At 71.3% G+C, this 19,895-nt stretch carries 15 protein-coding genes; 7 read left to right on the forward strand and 8 right to left on the reverse strand.

What is annotated here, in order from left to right; translation table 11 throughout:
* Window positions 1–135: 135 nt before the first annotated feature.
* On the reverse strand, window positions 136–732 hold the full coding sequence (locus ACZ61C_RS09730; RefSeq protein WP_465304836.1) for a ClpP family protease: 597 nt from the start codon (window positions 730–732) through the stop codon (window positions 136–138).
* 84 nt (window positions 733–816) lie between these two features.
* On the opposite strand from ACZ61C_RS09730, the gene ACZ61C_RS09735 reads away from it, so the two are divergent.
* A complete protein-coding gene (locus tag ACZ61C_RS09735; protein ID WP_465305619.1) occupies window positions 817–1,689 on the forward strand; it encodes a Vgb family protein in 873 nt (290 codons plus the stop codon).
* Window positions 1,690–1,741: 52 nt separating this feature from the next.
* Here the strand turns inward: ACZ61C_RS09735 and ACZ61C_RS09740 are convergent, their stop codons facing one another.
* Window positions 1,742–2,722 carry a malate dehydrogenase gene (locus ACZ61C_RS09740; protein WP_465304838.1) on the reverse strand — a complete coding sequence of 327 codons (981 nt, stop codon included), beginning with the start codon at window positions 2,720–2,722 and terminating at the stop codon, window positions 1,742–1,744.
* A 99-nt stretch (window positions 2,723–2,821) separates the two neighbouring features.
* Window positions 2,822–3,265: a MarR family winged helix-turn-helix transcriptional regulator gene (locus ACZ61C_RS09745; RefSeq protein ID WP_465304840.1), complete on the reverse strand. Its 444-nt coding sequence runs from the start codon at window positions 3,263–3,265 to the stop codon at window positions 2,822–2,824.
* A 96-nt stretch (window positions 3,266–3,361) separates the two neighbouring features.
* Between ACZ61C_RS09745 and ACZ61C_RS09750 the strand changes: the two genes are divergently transcribed.
* The 4 genes from ACZ61C_RS09750 (at window position 3,362) to ACZ61C_RS09765 (ending at window position 5,856) form a co-directional block, all read left to right on the forward strand.
* Window positions 3,362–3,769 (forward strand): nuclear transport factor 2 family protein, encoded by a 408-nt coding sequence (locus ACZ61C_RS09750; protein ID WP_465304842.1) that lies wholly within the window; start codon window positions 3,362–3,364, stop codon window positions 3,767–3,769.
* Complete coding sequence (locus ACZ61C_RS09755) at window positions 3,766–4,131, forward strand: VOC family protein (protein WP_465304844.1); 366 nt, start codon at window positions 3,766–3,768, stop codon at window positions 4,129–4,131. Before ACZ61C_RS09750 ends, ACZ61C_RS09755 begins: the two co-directional genes overlap by 4 nt.
* Before the next feature lie 2 nt (window positions 4,132–4,133).
* The gene (locus ACZ61C_RS09760) at window positions 4,134–4,985 is read left to right on the forward strand and encodes a TIGR03560 family F420-dependent LLM class oxidoreductase (protein ID WP_465304846.1); all 852 of its coding nucleotides are present in this window, start codon (window positions 4,134–4,136) and stop codon (window positions 4,983–4,985) included.
* A gap of 241 nt (window positions 4,986–5,226) precedes the next feature.
* Window positions 5,227–5,856 (forward strand): DUF4360 domain-containing protein, encoded by a 630-nt coding sequence (locus ACZ61C_RS09765; RefSeq protein ID WP_465304848.1) that lies wholly within the window; start codon window positions 5,227–5,229, stop codon window positions 5,854–5,856.
* Between the two features lie 54 nt (window positions 5,857–5,910).
* Here the strand turns inward: ACZ61C_RS09765 and ACZ61C_RS09770 are convergent, their stop codons facing one another.
* The 4 genes from ACZ61C_RS09770 to ACZ61C_RS09785 form a co-directional block, all read right to left on the reverse strand.
* Entirely contained in the window at window positions 5,911–8,007 is a 2,097-nt protein-coding gene (locus ACZ61C_RS09770) for an FUSC family protein (RefSeq protein WP_465304849.1), read from the reverse strand.
* Window positions 8,004–11,135: a GH92 family glycosyl hydrolase gene (locus ACZ61C_RS09775; RefSeq protein WP_465304850.1), complete on the reverse strand. Its 3,132-nt coding sequence runs from the start codon at window positions 11,133–11,135 to the stop codon at window positions 8,004–8,006. The genes ACZ61C_RS09770 and ACZ61C_RS09775 overlap by 4 nt, the downstream gene beginning before the upstream one ends.
* Window positions 11,136–11,178: 43 nt before the next feature.
* Window positions 11,179–12,219 (reverse strand): terpene synthase family protein, encoded by a 1,041-nt coding sequence (locus ACZ61C_RS09780; RefSeq protein WP_465304852.1) that lies wholly within the window; start codon window positions 12,217–12,219, stop codon window positions 11,179–11,181.
* A 187-nt stretch (window positions 12,220–12,406) separates the two neighbouring features.
* On the reverse strand, window positions 12,407–16,714 hold the full coding sequence (locus tag ACZ61C_RS09785; RefSeq protein ID WP_465304854.1) for a GH92 family glycosyl hydrolase: 4,308 nt from the start codon (window positions 16,712–16,714) through the stop codon (window positions 12,407–12,409).
* Window positions 16,715–16,860: 146 nt separating this feature from the next.
* Between ACZ61C_RS09785 and ACZ61C_RS09790 the strand changes: the two genes are divergently transcribed.
* Window positions 16,861–18,489: a tannase/feruloyl esterase family alpha/beta hydrolase gene (locus ACZ61C_RS09790; protein ID WP_465304856.1), complete on the forward strand. Its 1,629-nt coding sequence runs from the start codon at window positions 16,861–16,863 to the stop codon at window positions 18,487–18,489.
* Between the two features lie 41 nt (window positions 18,490–18,530).
* Entirely contained in the window at window positions 18,531–19,163 is a 633-nt protein-coding gene (locus ACZ61C_RS09795) for a class I SAM-dependent methyltransferase (RefSeq protein WP_465304858.1), read from the forward strand.
* Here ACZ61C_RS09795 and ACZ61C_RS09800 read toward each other — a convergent pair.
* Window positions 19,153–19,866, reverse strand: a complete 714-nt coding sequence (locus ACZ61C_RS09800; RefSeq protein WP_465305621.1) for an AraC family transcriptional regulator — start codon at window positions 19,864–19,866, stop codon at window positions 19,153–19,155. The two genes, ACZ61C_RS09795 and ACZ61C_RS09800, sit on opposite strands and share 11 nt — an antisense overlap.
* Between the last annotated feature and the right edge of the window lie 29 nt (window positions 19,867–19,895).

A 19,895-nucleotide genomic window follows, 5' to 3' on the forward strand; every position in this document is an offset into this window, starting at 1 on the left:
GAGGGGGGGGGGGGGGGGTGGGGGGGGGGGCGGGGGAGACGGGGGCGGGGAAGAAGAAAAAGGAGGGGGGGGGGGAGGGGGGAGTGGGGGGGGGGGGGGGGGGGGGGCGCCCCCCCCCCCCCCCCCCACCCCGGGCTATGCGGTGATGGCTTGTTCGCCGGTGACGATGTGGTCGACGAACCCGTAGGCGAGGGCTTCGTCGGCGTCGAACCAGCGGTCGCGGTCGGCGTCGGTGGTGATCCGTTCGACGCTCTGGCCGGTCTGGCGGGCGGTGATTTCGGCGATGCGGCGTTTCATCTTGCCGAACACCTCGGCCTGGATGGCGATGTCGGTGGCGGCGCCGCTGATGCCGGCGGAGGGCTGGTGCATGACGATGCGGGTGTTGGGGAGCAGGTAGCGCTTTCCGGGGGTGCCGGAGGAGAGCAGGAACTGGCCCATGGAGGCGACGAAGCCGAGGCCCCAGGTGGAGACGTCGGGTTTGACGAGCTGCATGGTGTCGTAGATGGCCATGCCCGCGGTGACCGAGCCGCCGGGTGAGTTGAGGTAGAAGGTGATGTCCTTCGCGGGGTCGTCGGCGGCCAGCAGGAGGAGCTGGGCGATGATCCGGTTGGCGGTCTCGTCGGTGACTTCGGAGCCGAGGAAGATGATGCGGTCGCGCAGGAGTTGTTCGTAGACCGAGTCGTTGAGGGTCTGGCCGGGTGCCTGCATGTCGGGTACGGCGAGAAGGGTCATGGGGCCGACCGTAGGGTGCTGGGGGTGTGGTGGTGATCGTCGTTCGCTGTGGGCGTGCGAGTTTCGCTCCGGGCGATCGCCGGGATGGGGATGCGAATGCCGTCGGTCGAAGAGTTTCCGGTGCCGGGTGCGGGTCCGTACGGGGTCGTGGCCGGGCCGGACGGGGCGTTGTGGTTCACGCTGGTCCACAGCGGACAGATCGGCCGGTTCGCGGCCGGGGAGGTGTCGGTGTACCAGCTGGCGCCGGAGACGACCGGGCCGACGGTGATCACGGCGGGTCCGGATGGCGCGTTGTGGTTCACGGAGTACCAGGGGGGCCGGATCGGGCGGATCACGACCGGTGGTGTGGTTTCGGCGTTCGAGGTGCCGACGCCGTACGGGATCACGGCGGGTCCGGATGGGGCGTTGTGGTTCACCGAGATCAACGCCGACCGGGTCGGCCGGATCACTGTCGAAGGAGATGTGACGGAGTTTCCGCTGCCGGTGTCGGGTGCGTTCCCGTCGATGATCACGACGGGTTCCGACGGGGCGTTGTGGTGCACGCTGAACCAGGCGAACGCGATCGGGCGCATCACGACGGACGGTGCGGTTTCGGTGTATCCGGTGCCGACGGAGGCGGCGGCGCCGGTGGGGATCACGGCGGGTCCGGATGGGGCGTTGTGGTTCGTGGAGATCGGTGCCGGGCAGGTGGGCCGGATCGACGTCGATGGTGCGGTGATCGAGTTCCCGTTGCCGGACCGCGCTTCGCGGCCGCACGCGATCGTCGCGGGTGGGGACGGCGCGTTGTGGGTGACGTTGTGGGGTGCGAACCGGGTCGCGCGGGTGACGGTGGAGGGCGAGGTCACGGAGCTGGAGCTGCCGACGCCGGGGTCGGAGCCGCACGGGATCGCCGTGGGGCCGGACGGTGCGGTGTGGACGGCGCTGGAGGTCGGGAAGCTCGCGCGGATCCGGTACTGACACGAAAGGGGCCGCCGTCCTGAGTGGACGGCGGCCCCTTTCACGCCACGGCTCAGATGAGGCCGAGCTTCTGCACGGTGTCGCGTTCCTCGACGAGCTCGGCGACGGAGGCGTCGATGCGGGCGCGGGAGAAGTCGTCGATCTCGAGGCCCTGGACGATCTCGTACTTGCCGTTCTTGGCGGTGACGGGGAAGGACGAGATGATGCCTTCGGCGACGCCGTAGGAGCCGTCGGAGACGACGCCGGCGGAGGTCCAGTCGCCTTCGGGGGTGCCGTTGACCCAGGTGTAGACGTGGTCGATGGCGGCGGAGGCGGCCGAGGCGGCGGAGGAGAGGCCGCGGGCTTCGATGATGGCGGCGCCGCGCTTGGCGACGGTGGGGATGAAGTCGCTCTCGAGCCAGGCCTGGTCGACCTCGACGCTCTTGCCGCCGACCTCGGCGTGCTGGACCGAGGGGTACTGGGTGGCGGAGTGGTTGCCCCAGATGGCGAGCTTCTTGAGCTCGGTGACCGGGACGCCGAGCTTCTTGGAGAGCTGGGCGAGGGCGCGGTTGTGGTCGAGGCGGGTCATGGCGGTGAAGCGGTCGGCGGGCACGTCGGGGGCGTGCGAGCGGGCGATGAGGGCGTTGGTGTTGGCGGGGTTGCCGACGACGAGGACCTTGATGTCGTCGGCGGCGCCGGCGTTGATGGCTTCGCCCTGGGGCTTGAAGATGCCGCCGTTGGCCTCGAGGAGGTCGCCGCGCTCCATGCCCTTGCTGCGGGGGCGGGCGCCGACGAGGAGGGCGATGTTGGTGCCTTCGAAGGCCTGCTTGGGGTCGTCGAAGATGTCGGTGCCGGCCAGGAGCGGGAACGCGCCGTCGTCGAGCTCCATCGCGGTGCCCTCGGCCGCCTTGACCGCCTGCGGGATCTCCAGGAGCCGCAGCTTCACCGGGACGTCCTGGCCGAGGAGCTGACCGGACGCGATGCGGAAGAGCAGCGCGTAGCCGATCTGTCCGGCGGCGCCGGTGACGGTCACGTTGACAGGGGCTTGGGTCATTGCGGTTCTCCAGCTTGAGACGACTTTGGCTAGTGCGTGTGAGCCTATCTCTCCTCGTGGTGGCCGGACGGGTGCGTCCAGTCACTCTCGCTGGATCGATCAGGGACCGGCCGGGTCGTCGGTGACGTTGGCGGCGAGGCGGTGGAGGAGGTCGGCGAGCTGGGCGGTTTCCGCGTCGGAGAGGCCTTTTTGCATGCGCTGGTCGTGGGCGATGGCGGCGGTGGCGAGGCGGTGGAAGAGGTGTTCGCCGGTTTCGGTGAGTTCGACGAGGTGGACGCGGCGGTTGGCGGGGTCGCGGCGGCGGGTGACGAGGCCGGTGGTTTCCATGCCGTTGAGGTGGTGGGTGAGGGTGGCGCCCTGGATGCCGACGGCGTCGGCGAGTTCGCGTTGGTTGGCGACGGGGCGGGTTTTGAGGGAGATGAGGATCTGCCAGATGGGCTGGGAGCCGCCGGCGGCGGCGAGGGCGTGGTCGAAGGCTCGGCCGGCGGTTTTGGCGGTGCGGGCGAGGACTACGCCGATGGGGGCGGTGGTGGGTGGTGGCACGGGGTGAACCGTACCGCAGAAACAGAGAGATCTAAGTGTTTGACATCTAATGGTTAGAGATCTAACGTTGTGTTCATCGAACGGAAGGGGAGCACGATGAGCACCGATGAGCAGGTCCGCGAGTTCGGCCGGGTCTGGGCCGCGGCCGAGGAGCGCGGCGACACCGCTGTGCTGGCCGGCCTGGTCGCCGACGGGTTCCGCCTGGTCGGGCCGCTGGGGTTCGTCCTGGACCGCGACCAGTGGCTGGCGCGCTACGGCGGCGGTGACCTGGTCACCGAGAAGCTGTCCTGGACCGACGTCGAGGTCTGCGACTTCGGGGGCGCGGCGGTCGCGATCGGCGTGCACGAGCAGGTCGCGAAGCACCAGGGGAACCCGGTGAACGGCCGGTTCCGCGCGACGCACGTGCTGGTCCGCGTCGACGGGGCGTGGCGGCTGGCCGGGATCCACCTGAGCCCGATCGGCGGTCCGCCGCCGTTCGCGCCGGCGGTGGGGGCCGCGCGATGAGTGTTGAACTGAATCACACGATCGTGTGTGTCACCGATCGGGAGAAGTCGGCGGCGTTCCTGGCCGGGATCCTCGGCTTGGAGCCGGGCCCGGTCGACGGGCCGTTCGTGCCGGTCCGGCTGGCGAACGGCGTGACGCTGGACTACCTGCGCGTCGAGGCTGTCACCGGCCAGCACTACGCGTTCCTGGTCGGCGAGGACGACTTCGACGCGGCGATGGCGCGCATCGAAGCGGGTGGCGTCACGTACTGGGCGGACCCGTTCCACGAGCGGGCCGGCGAGGTCGGCAGCCTGAACGGCGGCCGCGGGGTCTACTTCGAGGATCCCGACGGCCACAACATGGAACTGCTCACGAGGGGGTAGTGGTGAAGCTGAGCATCGGGGTCACGGACTTCTCGTGGCCGGACAGGCTGACCGGCGAGCTCGCGGGGGTCGCCGAGGCGGCCGAGGACGCCGGGCTGGACACCCTCTGGGTCGCCGACCACCTGCTGCAGGCCGACCCGCACAGCACCCCGGACTCGGCGATGCTCGAGGCGTACACGACGCTGGGGTTCCTCGCCGCGCGGACCAGCCGGATCGCGCTGGGGACGATGGTGTCGGCGGTGACGTTCCGGCCGCCGGCGCTGCTGGTCAAAGCCGTCACGACGCTGGACGTCCTCTCCGGCGGGCGGGCGCGGTTCGGGATCGGCACCGGCCACCACGACGGGGAGGCGCGGGCGATGGGCCTGCCGTTCCCGCCGGTGGGTGAGCGGTTCGAGCGGATGGAGGAGACCATCCGGCTGGCGGTGCGGATGTGGGCGGGGGACACCTCGCCCTTCGAGGGTGCGCACTACCGCCTCGACCGTCCGATCGGGATCCCGCTGCCGGTGCGGCGGCCGCGGGTGCTGATCGGCGGCGCCGGTGAGCGGAAGACGCTGCGGCTCGTGGCCCGCTACGCCGACGCGTGCAACGTGTTCGACATCCCGGACGGCGGCAAGACGGTGCGCCACAAGCTGTCGGTGCTGCGGCGCCACTGTGACGAGGTGGGGCGGCCGTACGGGGAGATCGAGAAGACGATCAGCACGCGGTTGTCGACGGGTGAGTCCGCGGAGTCGTTCGCGCGGCGGTGCGCGGAGTTCGCGAGCTGGGGGATCGAGCACGCGGTCGTGATCACGGCGGGTCCGTGGCCGGTGGCCGGGATCCGGACGCTGGGGCGGGCCGCGGCCTTACTGGACTGACCGGACGACGCGGGGGTGATCACCGCGGCGGCCGGGCGGTCCGGCGGCACGAAATCGTTTTCCGGACGATTTATCCGTGCCCCGGTGAATGGGAAGAACGGAATTTGTCGGAATGTGAGCAATGCCGCGTGGTGGGACGACTACGGCGCGTTGCTCCGTTCAGCGGGGTTTGCTTCCATGATCCTTTCGCTACCATGGTCGCGCCCTCGTCCCCAATTCGCAGGTATTGGGAAGGATTCCGATGCTTTCTGCGGTCGTTGCTGCCGTCATGACGCTGTCCTCTGTGGTCACGCCCCATTCATGGAACACTCCTCCGCCGCCCGACAAAATCGTCATCGACGTCGTGAACGCCAATGGCACCGGCTGCCCGGCGGGCACGTCGGCCGTGGCGGTTTCGCAGGACAACACGGCGTTCACCGTGACCTACAGCGCCTACACGGCGCTGGTCGGGGTGGGCGCCGGTCCGCTGGACGCCAGGAAGAACTGCCAGATCGGCCTGCGGGTGCACGTCCCGCAGGGGTTCACCTACGGAATCGCGCAGGCCGACTACCGCGGATTCGCCCACCTGGAACGGGGCGCGACCGGCCTGGAAAGAGCCAACTACTATTTCCAGGGGAATTCGCCGACGGCGTACATCCAGCATCCGCTGACGGGCGCGTTCGAAGACGACTGGCATTTCATGGATTCGACCGAAGTCGGCGCGATCGTGTTCAAGCCGTGCGGCGAGGAACGCAACCTGAACATCAACACGGAATTGCGGGCCGCGGCCGGGTCGTCGGATCCGAAGAAGACGACGAGCTACGTCACGATGGACTCGACCGACGGCAGCATCACGACGACGTACCACTTCGCGTGGTTGTCCTGTCCGTGACCGGGAAACGGTGAACCCGGGGCGGCGCGGCTCGGCAGCGCGCCGCCCCGGAGGTCATGGCTTGACCGCGGCCCGGGGGTCGGTCGCCTGGAGGCCGAAGACCCGGCCGAGGGAGACGAGGGCCTCGTCGAGGTGGCTGAGGCTGGAGAGGACGGCACGGGTTTCGGCCTGTTCGACGCGGTCGGAGACCGGGGTGCCGTCGTCGCGCACGAGCGTGCCGGGTGTGGGGCCACCCGGCGCTTCGAGCGTTGTGCGGACGACGTCGATGTTGGCCAGCAGCCGGCCGGTGAACTGGCGCAGGCGGTCGGCGTCGGCGCCGGCGAGCTGCCCGGGCTGGGCGCGGGCGGCGACGTGGCGGGCGCGGAAGGCGATGGTCTCCAGGGTGGTGAGCACGTGCCAGCCGTAGTCGCGGCGGGCGCTGCGCAGGTTGACCGGGTGGGTGAGCGGCTCGATGGTGGTCCGGACCTGTTCGACGGCGCGGTCGAGGTCGCGGGAGAGCTCGATGATGTTGACGTTCTCCTCGCCGGCGAGCAGACCGCTGGTGTGCTCGAGGAACTCCGCCAGCTCGTCGAGGACCTCGGTGATGTCGTCGAGCATGACCGCGCGAGTGCGGACCGGGACGATGACGACCGCGGCGAGGATGCCCGCGGCGGCGCCGACCGCGGTTTCGGCGACGCGGATCCACAGCACTTCGAGGCTGAAGGTGCCGAGCAGGCTGTAGAGCAGGCCGAGCATGCTGGTGACGAAGAACGCCATCACCACCTGGGAGATCCGGGCGCTGTAGACCATCCCGAACACGCAGACCAGGATCAGCGCGAGCGTGGCGGGGGTGCTGCCGCCGACGAGGAGGGCGAGCAAGACCCCGCCGACGATGCCGATCAGGGTGCCGCCGAGGCGGCGGACGCCCTTGACGAAGGTGGCGCCGGCGCTGGAGGCGCCGATGAACACCACGAACACCGTGAGCACGGCCCAGTACCAGCGCTGGTGGGAGACGAGCTCGCCGCCGAGCACCGCGAGCCCGCCGCCGACGACGGCCTGGATGGCGCTGCGGGTCTGGTTGTCGTAGGCGAACTTCGCGGCCGGTTCGTCGTCTTCGGTGTCCGCTGTGCTCTCGGTCGAGTCCGGAGTGGACTCGGGCGTGGCGGCGCGCTGGGCGCGGTCGTCGGCCAGGGCGAGCTCGGCCAGCGCTTTGCGGACGCCGTCGCCGGGCGCGGCGTGTTCGTCGATGCGGCTGCCTTCGACGAGCATGCGGCTGTACTCGCCGGTCTGGCTGATCAGCGGCAGCTCACGCGGGTCCCGTTCCATCAGGGCGCGGAAGCGGGCGAGGCGGGCGATGAGGTCGTCGCGGACGTCCGCGGTCAGCTCGTCGGAGCAGGTGCGCTGGACGGTGATGACCAGCCACTGCACGGCGAGCTCGACCTCGATGGCCCGGCGGCGCAGGACGTCGGCGGCCCGGGCGTCGACGACGTCGGGGGCGGCGTCCTCGATGAGCAGGACACATTCGTGGAGCCGGCTGGTCGCCGAGCGCAGCTGCTTGCGGGTGCGCTCGCCGCCCCCGACCGCCAGGTGCGCCTCGGTGGCGCGGACGACGGCGGCGAGACGGGCGCGGAAGGCCCGGCGCACCCGCAGGAACTCGGCCTCGGCGTTGTGCCGCAGCAGGACGAACCGGACGACGGCGTTGGCCAGCACGCCGACCCCGAGCGCCATCAGCAGCTGGGGGACCTGCCCGAGGTGGGCCTGCAGGAACATCGGGAAGAAGAACAGGAAGAAGCCGATCGAGCCGAGCGCGGTGCCGCGCGGGCCGAAGCGCTGGGCGTAGACGGCGACGAAGATCAGCAGGACGAACACGACGCTGTCCATCGGCGGCAGGGCCGAGCCGAGGCTGGCGACGGTGATCGACGCCGCGCCGGTGAGGAACGCCAGGCCGAGGGTGACGGCCTGGCCGCCGGGGGTGGCGTCGTTGACGGTGAACGCCGTCATCATCGCGGCGATCGCGCCGACGAGCATGACGGTGAGCGGCACGTGCGCGGGCAGCAGCGCGCCGACGGCGAGGACGATGCCGAGGACGGCGGATCCGGCCAGCCGCAGCCGGACCAGGCCGGGGTCGGCCGCCGCGAGCCGGTCGAGGGCGGCGGTGCGGAAGCGGTTCATCGGGCGAGCAGCTCCCACTGGGCGAGGGTGGCGTGGCGGCCGCGGCTCGCGGTGACCCGCAGCCGGTAGTGGCGGTGCGCGGCCGGCTCGGCGAGCACGAACGGGCGCGTCTGGCGGCGCCACCGGAACAGCTCGTCGTGGCGTTCGTCCAGGGTGGTCCACTCGGTGCCGTCGTCGGAGCCTTCGAGGAGCCACGCCTGGGGGTCGCCGCCGCGGTCGCCGGAGGTGAGCGTGTACATCGTGACTTCGCGGGGGTCGCCGGTGACGGTGAACTCGATCGCCGGGGTGGCGCCGCGGAAGGTGACCTGGGTGCGGGTGGTGTCGTCGAAGAGCGCCCCGACGGTCTTGGCGTCCTCGCTGGTGGCGGTGCCGGTGAGGTCGGAGACCGGGTCGGGCTGTTCGGCGGGCGGCGGCGGGGCGCCCCACTCGGCCGGCTCGGTGGTGAGGTCGAAGACCAGCTCGGCGCCGCCGGCCAGCGTGGCGTGGGCGATGCTGGTGGCGTCGTGCGCCCGGCCGTCGACGGTCAGGCCGCGGACGTAGACGGTCTCGTCGGTGTTGCCGGGTGCGTGCACGACCAGCTTCTTGCCCTCGCCCAGGTGCACGGTCGCCTTCTCGAACAGCGGTGAGCCGATCGCGTAGCGGGGGCTGCCGACGGCCAGCGGGTAGAAACCCAGCGCGCTGAAGACGTACCACGCGGACATCTCGCCGTTGTCCTCGTCGCCGGGGTAGCCCTGGCCGATTTCGCTGCCGAGGTAGAGGCGCCGCAGCACCTCACGCACGACCCGCTGGGCCTTCGCGGGCGCGCCGGCCAGGTTGTAGATGTACGGGATGTGGTGCGACGGCTGGTTGGAGTGGCCGTACTGGCCCATGCGGACGTCGCGGGCTTCGGTCATCTCGTGGATCAGGCCGCCGTACGCGCCCGGCCGCTGACCGGTCTCCGGGGTCGCGAAGAACTCGTCGAGCTTCGCTTCGAGTCCTTCGTTGCCGCCGTGGAGCGCGGCGAGACCGGGGCCGTCGTGGGGTGCGGTGAAGGCGGTGTTCCAGGCGTTGGTCTCGACGAAGTCGCCGCCCCACGCGGCCGGGTCGTACCCCTCGGGGGCGAACTTGCGGCTGCCGTCGCGCTTGCGGCCCTGGAAGAAGCCGATCTTCGGGTCGAAGTGGTGGACGTAGTGCTTCGCCCGCTCCCGGAAGTAGGCGGCGTAGTCGGCGTACCTCCGTGCCCGCGGGCCGTCGCTTTCCCGGGACAGCGCCTCGGACAGGTTGGCGAGGCCGAAGTCGTTGACGCAGCCTTCCAGCGCCCAGGAGAGTCCTTCGTGGACGGACGTCGGGGTGTACCCGAGGAAGAGCGACTCCGCCAGCCCCTTCCGGCCGACCGACCGGTGCGGCGGGGTCACGGTGGCGTTCTTCAGCCCGGCGTCGTAGGCGGCCTCGACGTCGAAGTCGCGGACGCCCTTGAGGTAGGCGTCGGCGAACGCGACGTCGGAGCTGGTGCCGGTCATCAGGTCCGCGTACCCCGGTGACGACCACCGCGAGATCCAGCCGCCTTCGCGGTACTGCTGGACGAACCCGTCGATCATCCGGCCGCAGTGCGCCGGGTCGAGCAGCGCGTACGCGGGCCAGGTGGTCCGGTAGGTGTCCCAGAAGCCGTTGTTGACGTACATCTCGCCGTCGACGACCTTCGCCCCGGTGCGCCGGCGCGTGCTCGGCCACCGCCGCCGCACGACCGGGCTGGCGTGCCGGATCCCCTTCGGCGTGTTCTCGTGCGCGACGTTCGGGTAGAGGAACAGCCGGTAGAGGTTCGAGTAGAGCGTGGTCAGCTGGTCTTCGGTAGCGCCTTCGACCTCGACGCGGCCCAGCTGCTCCTGCCACAGCTCCCGCGCCTGGGCCCGGACCTGCTCGAACGTCGTCCCCTCGGGGATCTCCAGCTCCAGGTTCCGCTTCGCCTGCGCCAGGCTGATCAGCGACGTCGCGATCCGCAACGTGACGTCCGGGCCGTCGAACTCGAAGTATCCCGCGGTGCGCCGCCACGGCCGGCGGATCTTCCTCCCGCGGGTGGCCGGGGCGTCGGTCTTGGCGTAGACGAACATCCGGCGCGCGCCCGCCGACAGGCGGCTGCGGACCCAGGTGTGGCCGGTGACCACCCCGGTGTCGGCGTTGAGCCGCAGGCCCCCGCGGTTGCCGGCGTTGTCGAACAGCAGCCAGCCGTGCTTGTCCGGGAAGGTGCACCGCAGGATCGCCGCGTGCGACGTCGGCGCCAGGTCCGCGGTCACCCCGTTGGCGAACCGGACGCCGTAGTGGTGCGGCGAGTCCGTCTCGTCGTCGTGGGAGAAGGCCAGCGCGCGCTTGCGGCGGTCCAGCTCCACCGGGCCGACCCCGGGCAGGACGTGGAAGGTGTGCCGGTCGCCCATCCACGGGCTCGGCTGGTGGCTCAGCGCCAGCGCCTGCAGCGCCGGGCGGTTCTCCGCGTTGTTGTGGCGGTGGTAGGAGTAGATCCAGTTGGTGACCCGGGCGTCGGTGACCGGGGTCCAGAAGTTGAACCCGTGCGGCACCGCCGTGGCCGGGAAGTTGTTGCCCCGGGAGTAGTCGCTGCTGGAGTGCGAGCCGCGAGTGGTGCGGACGAAGTCGGCGGGCTCGCGCGGTGGCTCGGCGCGCTCACCGATCCGGACGTCGTCGACCCAGCCGGTGATCTCGCCCCCCGGCGACGCGGTGCGCAGCACGACCCGGTTGATCCGGCGCCCGGCGAACGCCCCCAGCGGGCGGCGCACCAGGTTCCACTGGTCCACCCACAGCGTCTTCGCCTCCCCCTGCTCTTCCGGGGTGAACCCGGCCGCGGCGCCGTCGGCGAACTCGACGTCGAGGCTCACCCAGGTGGCGTGGTAGGCCGGGATCTCGCCGTCGGCCTGCGGGAAGACCACATAGGACAGCTCGGTGCGTCCGGTGACGAGCACGTCCAGCTCGAACAGGACACTGCGCGGCCGCGCGTCGTAGCGCAGGGCCTTCGCCCCGGTGAAGCCGACGCCGGTCTTGGCCGTGGGGGAGCGGCCGGGGCCGCTGTCGACCCGCAGGGCCGGGTCCGCCGGCTGCGGGTCACCGGTTTCGAAGGAGGAGAAGAACACGGCGTCGGGCATGCGCTCACCGTATCCGCCGAACGGCGTAGCCCGCGTGATGACGTCAGGACGTCCAGGGCAGCGCGTCGCCGGCGCCGAGCCCGGCCGGGTCCGCCGGCAGGCGGACACCCTTGCGCAGCCACGACTCCTCGCGGTAGCGGCCGGTCTCGCGGTGCCACTGGTAGTCCCCGGCCAGCCAGTCCCGCAGGCCCTGCACGTGCCGCGTCACCGCGGCGGCCGTGGCCGGATCGGCCCGGCGCGCGGCGAGCAGCTCCGGCACCTCGATGCTGCCCAGCCGCTCGAACAGCTCGAGGCGAGCTTCCAGCAGCTCCCGGGTCCGCCGCATCGCGTCCGGCAGGCCGGTGCCGAGGAAGGCCGCGGTGACCACCACGCCGTTGGAGACGTCCTGCTCGTACTCGGTTTCGCGCCGGTAGGACACCAGGTCGTTGTGCAGGTCGACGACGTCGGCGAACGCCTCGCCGAGCCGCCGCACCGGTGAGGTCTCCCGGAGGTCGGCGGGGATCTCGATGCCGAGGACCAGCTCGTTGAGCTGCGCCGCCCACAGCGCCCCGCCCGCCCGGCGCCGCATGGCCAGGTAGTCGACCGGCTCGGGCACCCGCCCGGTCACCAGGTTCGCGACCTCCCACAACGCGTCGTCGAACAGGTTCGGCACCTGGGCCGCCAGCCGCTCGCACCAGGACGCTTCGGCCCGGGTGCGCCGCCACAGGTCGGCCAGGCCCCGCTCCGCCGGGTTGTCCGGCGCCCGCGCGCCGGACACGCGCATCTCCCCGAGCCGGGTGAGAAACCGCCGCGCGCCCGGCAGGTCCCGGGGTCGTTTGAAACGCTCCATGACGAGGTCGCCGAGGTACCAGCTCCAGGTGTGCCAGCAGGCGCACAGGTCGAGCCGCGCGCCGCGGGCGTCCGGGTGCACCCGCGCGGTGAACAGCCCGAGGTCGAAGTCGGTGAGGTCCTGGGCGTCCCAGACCTCCGCCCACGGGTCGCCCGAGCCGAGCAGGCCGACCTCGCGGGCCCACGCCGCGGTGTGGGCCCGGGCGGCGTCGACGTCGGGACTGCACCGGGCGGGGTAGGGCGGCAGGAGCTGCATGGTCCCCGATCCTGGCGCGGGCGCCGGTGCCCCGGCATCCACCGCAGGCGTGACACGGCTACCCGAACGCGTGACGGCCGCCTACCGCGGGTGGGTGCTCGCCCCCGCCGCCCGGGCCACGCCCCCTCGAACGCGGGAAGGCCCTCCCCGCCGCGGCGGGGAGGGCCTTCACCAGGGACCTACCGGACTAGATCTTCGCGCACTGCCCGGCGGCGGGGCCGCGGACGGTGTTCGGGAGGTCGTAGTCCGTCGGGGCGGGCGAGTTGGCCACGCACGCCAGCGGGCCGCCGACGCTGCTCGAGGTGAGCACCGCCCCGTGGTTGCCGGTCAGCGCGACCGGGCCGGCGACATCGGTCAGCTCGATCGACGTCGTGCCGGTCGTGCCGGTGATCGCCACCGGGCCGCCCACCTTCGTGCGGTTGAGCACCACCTGGGCGGCGCCGGTCGCGGCGAGCGGGCCCTTGATCTGGCCGCCGCGCACGATCAGGGTCGCGCCCTTGCCCACGGTGACCGGGCCGGACACCGTCGCGTCCTGCAGGCACACCGTGCCACTCGAGACGGTGAGCGGGCCGGAAGACGCGCCCGTGATCGTCTTCGTGCAGGTGGCGTCCGGCTGGCCCAGCAGCTCGAACTCGGCCAGCTGTGCCGGCGCGCCAGTGCTGGTCGCGGTCACTTCGAGCTTGTAGTAGGCGAAGTGCGCCGGGTTGGCCACCTTGAACGCGCGGGTCTGCTGCCGCCAGCTGAACGTCTGGTTCGTCTGCTGGTCGGCCACCGCCCACGTCTTGCCGTCGTAGGAGCCCTTCAGCGTCCAGCTCTTCGGGTCACCTGCACCGGTCTGGGACGTCAGCGTGTAGTGGCTGACGGCCTCGTCGGTCGAGTTGAGCTGGTACTGCACGGCCCCGGTGACGGCGGCCTGCGTGCGCGAGGTGTTGTCGAGCAGCGCACCCGCGTTCGAACCGTCCGAAGTGGACAGCGTGCCCTTGCCGGCGCCGGTCTCGTCGTGCAGCGGCGTCGGGACGGCGTCACCGGTGGTGATCGACGTCGGGGCGTCGTTCGGGCCGGTGCCCCACTTCGACGGGTTCGGGCCCATGTCGAAGTCGATCGTCCCGCCCTTGGCGATGACGTCCTGCGGCAGCGACGTCGAGGAGTACGCCTTGCCGATGACCTTCACACCCTGGACGTAGACGTTCTTCGCGCTGTTCTTCGGCGCGTTGATCACCAGGTTCTTGCCACCGGCCAGGTGGATCGTCGCCTTCTTGAACAGCGGCGACCCGATGGCGTAGTTGGGGCTGCCCATCTGCAGCGGGTAGAAGCCCAGCGCGCTGAAGATGTACCACGCGGACATCTCGCCGTTGTCCTCGTCGCCGGCGTAGCCCTGGCCGATCTCGGCGCCGTTGTAGAGCCGCGAGAGCGCCTCACGGACCTTCGCCTGCGTCTTCGCCGGCTGACCCGCGTAGTCGTACATGTAGAGCAGGTGGTGCGCCGGCTGGTTGGAGTGGCCGTACTGGCCCATCCGCACGTCCCGCGCCTCCCGCATCTCGTGGATCACGCCGCCGTAGGAACCCGGGTAGTTGGCGGTCTCCTGGTCGGCGAAGAACTGGTCGAGCTTGTTCGCCAGACCCGCCTGCCCGCCGTAGAGGTTGGCCAGGCCCTTGCCGTCCTGCGGCACGGTGAAGGCCATGCCCCAGCCGTCGGTCTCGGTGTAGTCCCCGCCCCACGAGCGCGGGTCGTACTGGTCCTTGGTCTTGGTGAACTTGCCGTTCGCGTCCTTGCCCTGGAAGAACCCGGTGCTCGGGTCGAACAGGTTGACGTACTGCTGGGCGCGGCTGGTGAAGTACGTGTAGTTCTCCTGGTACTCCGCCTTGCGCGGGTCGTTCGGCGCGGCTTCGTCGGCTAGCTTCTTCGACAGGTTGGCGATGCCGAAGTCGTTGACGTAGCCCTCGATCGCCCACGAGAAGCCCTCGCTGGCGGTGTTGGGCGTGTAGCCGAGGAAGATGCCCTGGTCCAGGCCCTTGCGCCCGACCGCCGAGTTCGGCGGGGTGACCGTGGCGTTCTTCACCGCCGCGTCGTAAGCCGACTTCACGTCGAAGTTCTTGACGCCCTTGAGGTAGGCGTCGGCGAACGCGACGTCGGAGCTCGTGCCGGTCATCAGGTCCGCGTAACCGGGGGAGGACCAGCGCGCGATCCAGCCGCCGTCGCGGTACTGCTGCACGAACCCGTCGACCATCTTCCCGGCCATGTCCGGCGTGAGCAGCGAGTACGCCGGCCACGTCGTGCGGTAGGTGTCCCAGAAGCCGTTGTTGACGTACATCTGGCCGTCGACCACCTTCGACCCGGTCTGGGTCACGGTGTCCGCGCCGGTCTTCGGCGACACGGGGCTCGCGTACTTGTACGCGGGCTTGTCGGCGGTGCCGGTGTTCTCGAACTGCGAGTTCGGGTACAGGAACAGCCGGTACAGGTTCGAGTAGAGCGTCGTGAGCTGGTCCTTCGACGCGCCCTCGACCTCGATCACCTTCAGCTGGTCGTCCCACGCCTTCTGCGCGGCGTCGCGCACGGTGTCGAACGTCGCGGCCGGCGCGATCTCCATCGCCAGGTTCTTCTTGGCCTGGTCGACGCTGATCAGCGACGTCGCGATCTTCATGTTCACCGTCTTGTCGGCGCCTGCGTCGAACCGCAGGTACCCGGTGACGTTGTCGCGGCCCTGACCGGTCAGCTTGCCCCCGGCGGTGACGGGCTTGTCGAACGTCGCGTAGACGAACATCCGGCCGGCACCGGCGTACACGTTGGTCTCGGTGTAGCCCGAGAGCGTGCCGGTGGCGGTGTCGAGCGTGAGCCCGGCCGAGTTGTTGACGCTGTCGAAGATCAGGCTCGAGTCCGCGCCCGGGAAGGAGAACTTCATCATCGCCGCGTGGTCGGTCGGCGCGATCTCGGTCTTGATCCCGTTCTGGAACTGCACCCCGTAGTAGTGCGCCCGCGCGACCTCGTCGCTGTGCTTGAAGGCCAGCGCCCGCTTGTCGCGGTTGGCGTCGGGCACCCCGGCGGCCGCGGACGGCATCACCTGGAACGCCTGCCGGTCACCCATCCACGGACTCGGCTCGTGGCTCACGCTGAACGCCTGCAGCTGCGGGAGGTTCTGCGCGTTGTTCTGGGTGCTGTAGTTGTAGAGCCAGCTGCCCGAGCCGGCGTCGGTGACCGGGGTCCAGAAGTTGAACCCGTGCGGCACCGCCGTGGCCGGGAAGTTGTTGCCCCGGGAGAACGTGCTGTTGGCCATCGTGCCCCGCGTGGTGACCACGTTGTCGCTCGGGCGGGTGCTCGCCGGCGGCGTCGGGGTCGCCGACACCTTCACGTCGTCCAGCCAGCCCTGCAGCGAGCCCGGGCCGTTCGGGTTGTCGTAGCCGACGAGGATCCGGTCGATCGTCTTGCCCTTGGCGACCTGCCCGATCGCCGAGCGCACCAGGTTCCACTGGTTGGCGTAGAGCACCTTCGAGGCGCCCTGGCCCTCCGGGGTCAGCGGGAAGCCGTACTGGTCGGTCGCGCCGAGGTTGCGCAGGTAGGTGCCGTCGGTGAAGGCCAGGTCGATCGCGACGTTCGTGCTCGGGTACTTCAGGTCGCCGGTGATGAACTGCGGCTGCACCTTGTACGACAGCTCGGTCGAGGCCACGACCGGCACGTTCACGTCGAAGATCTTGTTGTACGACCAGCCGTGCGCGGCGGTCTGCGTGCCGGAGTAGCGGAACGCCTTGAGCCCGGTGTAGCCGACGCGGTTCTTGCTCGTGTACCCGCTGGTCGGGCCGGAGTCGGTGAAGCTGCGCATGTTCGGCAGCGGCGGCGGCGCCGGGTCGTCGTTGGCCAGCAGCAGCTCCGACAGCTGCAGGATGTCCCCGCCGTTGTTGCGGGTCACGTTCAGCCGGAAGTACTTGTACGCCGCGGTCGGCGCGGCCAGCTTGTAGTCCTTCTGCTGGAACCGCGCGGTGAACGCCTGGTCGGCCTGCTTGTCCACGTCGGTCCAGGCGAGGGCGTCGTTCGAGCCCTGCAGCGTCCAGTCCTTCGGGTCGCGGTTGTCGAAGTCGTTGGCCGACGACAGCGCGTAGTGCGTGATCGACGTGGGTTCCGACAGCGAGATCTGCGCCCACGCCGTCGGGTCCCAGGACAGCCACTTCGTGTCCGTGGTGCCGTCGACGAGGTTCGACACGACCTCGCCGCCGTCGGTGTTCTCGCTGCTTGCGCTCGTTTCGGTGACCTTGCCGCGGATGTCACCGGGGATCGCGGTGCCGTTCGCGCCGTTCACCCCGGCCGCGCGCGGCTTGCCCGCGGCGTCGGTGTCGACCGTGTCGGTCCAGGTCGGCTGCGTGTCCCCGGGTTCGAACGAGGACGAAAAATCGGCGGGCAAGGCGTCTTCGGCGGCGGACGAGGCCGCGGGGAGGGCGACCAGGCCGGCGGCGACCACGGCGGCGGTCACCAAGAGAGCAACCGGCGGTCTGGCGCTTCGGGGCATCGTTGCTCCAAGCTCTGGAGGGTGAACGGGGGACCGACGGACGGGGGACCGGCGGCGCCCAGGAAGCGAAACGCGCGGGTGACATCGATGTCAAGACCGGCCGCCAAACCTGGCCAGAACTGGACAACGGAGGTGAAGGCCCCCCGATGAGAACCGTCCGGATCCTCGTCGCCGTTGTTGTCCTCGGCCTCGCCGCCGGGTCCGCGCCCGCGGCCGTCACCGCCGCGACATCCGCCGCCGTCCGCCCGGTCGCCACCTGCGCCGGCCTCGTGCGCGGCTACCCCCTGCCCGGCGCCGCCACGCACGTCACCTCGGCCGCCGTCGTCACCGGCGCCGGCCCCGAGTACTGCGACGTCCAGGGCTACGTCGACCCCGCCGTCCGCTTCGACCTGCGCCTGCCCACCAAGACCTACACCGGCCGCTACCTGCAGTACGGCTGCAGCAGCTTCTGCGGCCTGGTCGCCCCGCCCGCCTTCGCCGACTGCGGCCTGCCCCACGGCGGGGACGTCGCGGTCGCGGCCACCGACGACGGCCACACCGGCCGCACCCCCGGCGTCACCGACGACGGCAGCTGGGGAGCGACCGACCAGGCCGCCCGCGACGACTTCGACTTCCGCGCCCCGCACGTCGTCTCCCGCGCCGCCAAGGCCGTCATCCAGGCGTTCTACGGCGCCCCGCCGCTCAAGTCCTACTTCACCGGCTGCTCCGACGGCGGCCGCGAGGGCCTGCTGCTGGCCCAGCGGTACCCGGCCGACTTCGACGGCATCACCGCCGGCGCCCCCTGGACCCCACGGCTGGAGTTCCAGGCCTGGCTCGCCCGCGCCAACACCGCCGCCGACGGCCGTCCGATCCTCACCGCCGCGAAGCTGCCCGCCCTGCACCACGCCGTCCTCGCCGCCTGCGACGGTCTCGACGGGCTCACCGACGGACAGCTCGACGACCCCCGCGCCTGCCGCTTCGACCCGGCGACGCTGACCTGCCCGCCCGGCGCCGACACCCCCGCGTGCCTCACCCCGGCCCAGGTCGCCGCGACCCGCCGGCTCTACTCGCCGCCCACCGACACCGACGGCACCCCGCTCTACCCGGGCGGTGAGCAGCCCGGCTCCGAGCCGGCCTGGGCGCGGTGGATCATCGGCGAACCCGACACCGGCGGAGTCCCCGTCGCGCGCAGCCTCGCCGACAACTACCTGCGCTACCTCGGCTACCCGATCGGCGCGCCGGCGTCCACGGTCGACAGCTTCGCCTTCACCCGGAGCGAGTTCGACCGGCTCACCCCGGCCGCCGTCCGCTCCAACGCGCTGAGCCTCGACCTCTCGGCGTTCCGGCAGCGCGGCGGCAAGCTCCTGCTCTGGCACGGCTGGGCCGACCAGGCGATCCCGCCGACCGGCACCGTCGACTACTACCAGCGCCTCACCGCCCGCTCCGGCGGCGCGGCCGCCACCCAGCAGTGGGCACGGCTGTTCATGGTCCCCGCGCTCTACCACTGCGGCGGCGGCACGACGCTCACCGCATTCGACCCGCTGCGGGAGCTGGTCGCCTGGGTGGAGCACGGCACCGCACCCCAGGTGGTGACCGCGACCGGCCGTGACACAGCGGGGAACGTCACCCGGACCCGGCCGGTCTACCCGTACCCGCAACGCGCGGTCTACAACGGCGCCGGCAGCATCGACGACGCCGCGAACTTCCACCCCGCGCCGCCGGCCACCCCGGCCCACGACGTCTTCGACTGGGCGGGCGACGGGCTCTACGACACCCCGGGCCCGGTCGCGCCGTAAACCGTTCTCGCGCGGCCACCGTCGTCGCTAAGGTCGGGATCATGCCGACACCGGAACCCGCCGACCGTGTCCTCGCCCGCGCCTCGCTTGCCGAAGGCAACCCGACCGGGTGGTTCGAGCAGCTCTACACCGCCGCCGCCCGCGGCGAAACCGACGTCCCGTGGACCCGCGGCAAGCCGAACGCCGCCCTCGCCGGCTGGCTGCGTCCCGGCGAAGGCCGCCGTGCGCTGGTCGTCGGCAGCGCCCTCGGCGACGACGCCGAACTGCTGTCCTCGGCGGGCTGGGCCGTGACGGCGTTCGACGTCGCCCCGACCGCGGTCGAAGCCACCAGGGCGCGCTTCCCGGAGTCCACAGTGGACTACGTGGTGGCGGACCTGCTGACGCCGCCGGGGGAGTGGCGGCAGGCGTTCGACCTGGTCGTGGAGATCATCAACATCCAGGCGATGCCCCGCGACTTCCGGGCGGCCGCGATCACCTCGCTGGCCGGGTTCCTCGCCCCGGGCGGCACGATGCTGGTCTCCGAGGTGGCCGAGGAGAACGTCGAACCCGCGCCGGGCCCGCCGTGGCCGTTCAGCCGCGCCGAGATCGAGTCCGTCGCCCAGGACGGCGTCCGGCTGCTCAGCCTGGAGACCATCCACGACGGACTCCGCTACTGGGCGACCTTCACCCGCTGACCCCGGCCCGGTGCCGGCCGGGCGTCGTGCCCACGACCGCGGTGAACGCCGTGATGAAGTGGCTCGGGTTCGCCCACCCGCAGGCGTGGGCGACGTGCGTGGTGTCGTGGCCGTCGGCGAGCAGCACCAGCGCGTGGCCGACGCGCAGCTGCGTGCGCCACTCGTAGAAGGTCATGCCCAGCTCGTCGTGGAAGAGCCGGCTCAGCGTGCGGGCACTCGCTCCGGCCGCCCGCCCCAGCTCGGCCAGCGACGTGGTGTCGCCGGGGTTCTCGTAGAGCACCCGCGCGACGGCCCGCAACCGGTCGTCGCGCGGTTCGGGCAGGTGCAGCGGCTGTTCACGGGCCTCCTGCAGCTGATCGACCAAGACCCGGCGAAGCCGGGCGCTCGCGGCCCGGCCGGGCTCGTCCGGACCGGTGAGGGTGAGCACGAGCTCGCGGGCGAGGTCCGATGCGGTGAACACGGCCGGGTGATCCGGCACCAGCCGAGCGAGAGACGCGGGCAGGAACACGATCCGCATGTCGGTGTGGCCGTGCGCGCGGTGGTGGTGGGTGACCCCGGCCGGGGTCCAGGCGACCCGGTTGGCGGGCACGATCGACGTGCCGCGCCCGGTGTGCACCGACAGGACCCCGCGAGCCGCGTAGACCAGGTGCCCGCGCGAGTGGGAATGGGCCGGGATCGTCTCGCCTGAGGGCCACAGGTGCACCCCGCCGGAGGGCCACAGCCGGGACTCCT

The sequence above is a fragment of the Amycolatopsis sp. NPDC104587 genome, from assembly GCF_055583645.1.

Coding starts and splice junctions, on each gene's coding strand:
- ACZ61C_RS09775 (WP_465304850.1), bottom strand. CDS start 11,135: ATGCCCGACGCCGTGTTCTTCTCCTCCTTCGAAACCGGTGACCCGCAG.
- ACZ61C_RS09790 (WP_465304856.1), top strand. CDS start 16,861: ATGAGAACCGTCCGGATCCTCGTCGCCGTTGTTGTCCTCGGCCTCGCC.
- ACZ61C_RS09730 (WP_465304836.1), bottom strand. CDS start 732: ATGACCCTTCTCGCCGTACCCGACATGCAGGCACCCGGCCAGACCCTC.
- ACZ61C_RS09740 (WP_465304838.1), bottom strand. CDS start 2,722: ATGACCCAAGCCCCTGTCAACGTGACCGTCACCGGCGCCGCCGGACAG.
- ACZ61C_RS09780 (WP_465304852.1), bottom strand. CDS start 12,219: ATGCAGCTCCTGCCGCCCTACCCCGCCCGGTGCAGTCCCGACGTCGAC.
- ACZ61C_RS09795 (WP_465304858.1), top strand. CDS start 18,531: ATGCCGACACCGGAACCCGCCGACCGTGTCCTCGCCCGCGCCTCGCTT.
- ACZ61C_RS09735 (WP_465305619.1), top strand. CDS start 817: ATGGGGATGCGAATGCCGTCGGTCGAAGAGTTTCCGGTGCCGGGTGCG.
- ACZ61C_RS09750 (WP_465304842.1), top strand. CDS start 3,362: ATGAGCACCGATGAGCAGGTCCGCGAGTTCGGCCGGGTCTGGGCCGCG.
- ACZ61C_RS09785 (WP_465304854.1), bottom strand. CDS start 16,714: ATGCCCCGAAGCGCCAGACCGCCGGTTGCTCTCTTGGTGACCGCCGCC.
- ACZ61C_RS09755 (WP_465304844.1), top strand. CDS start 3,766: ATGAGTGTTGAACTGAATCACACGATCGTGTGTGTCACCGATCGGGAG.
- ACZ61C_RS09770 (WP_465304849.1), bottom strand. CDS start 8,007: ATGAACCGCTTCCGCACCGCCGCCCTCGACCGGCTCGCGGCGGCCGAC.
- ACZ61C_RS09765 (WP_465304848.1), top strand. CDS start 5,227: ATGCTTTCTGCGGTCGTTGCTGCCGTCATGACGCTGTCCTCTGTGGTC.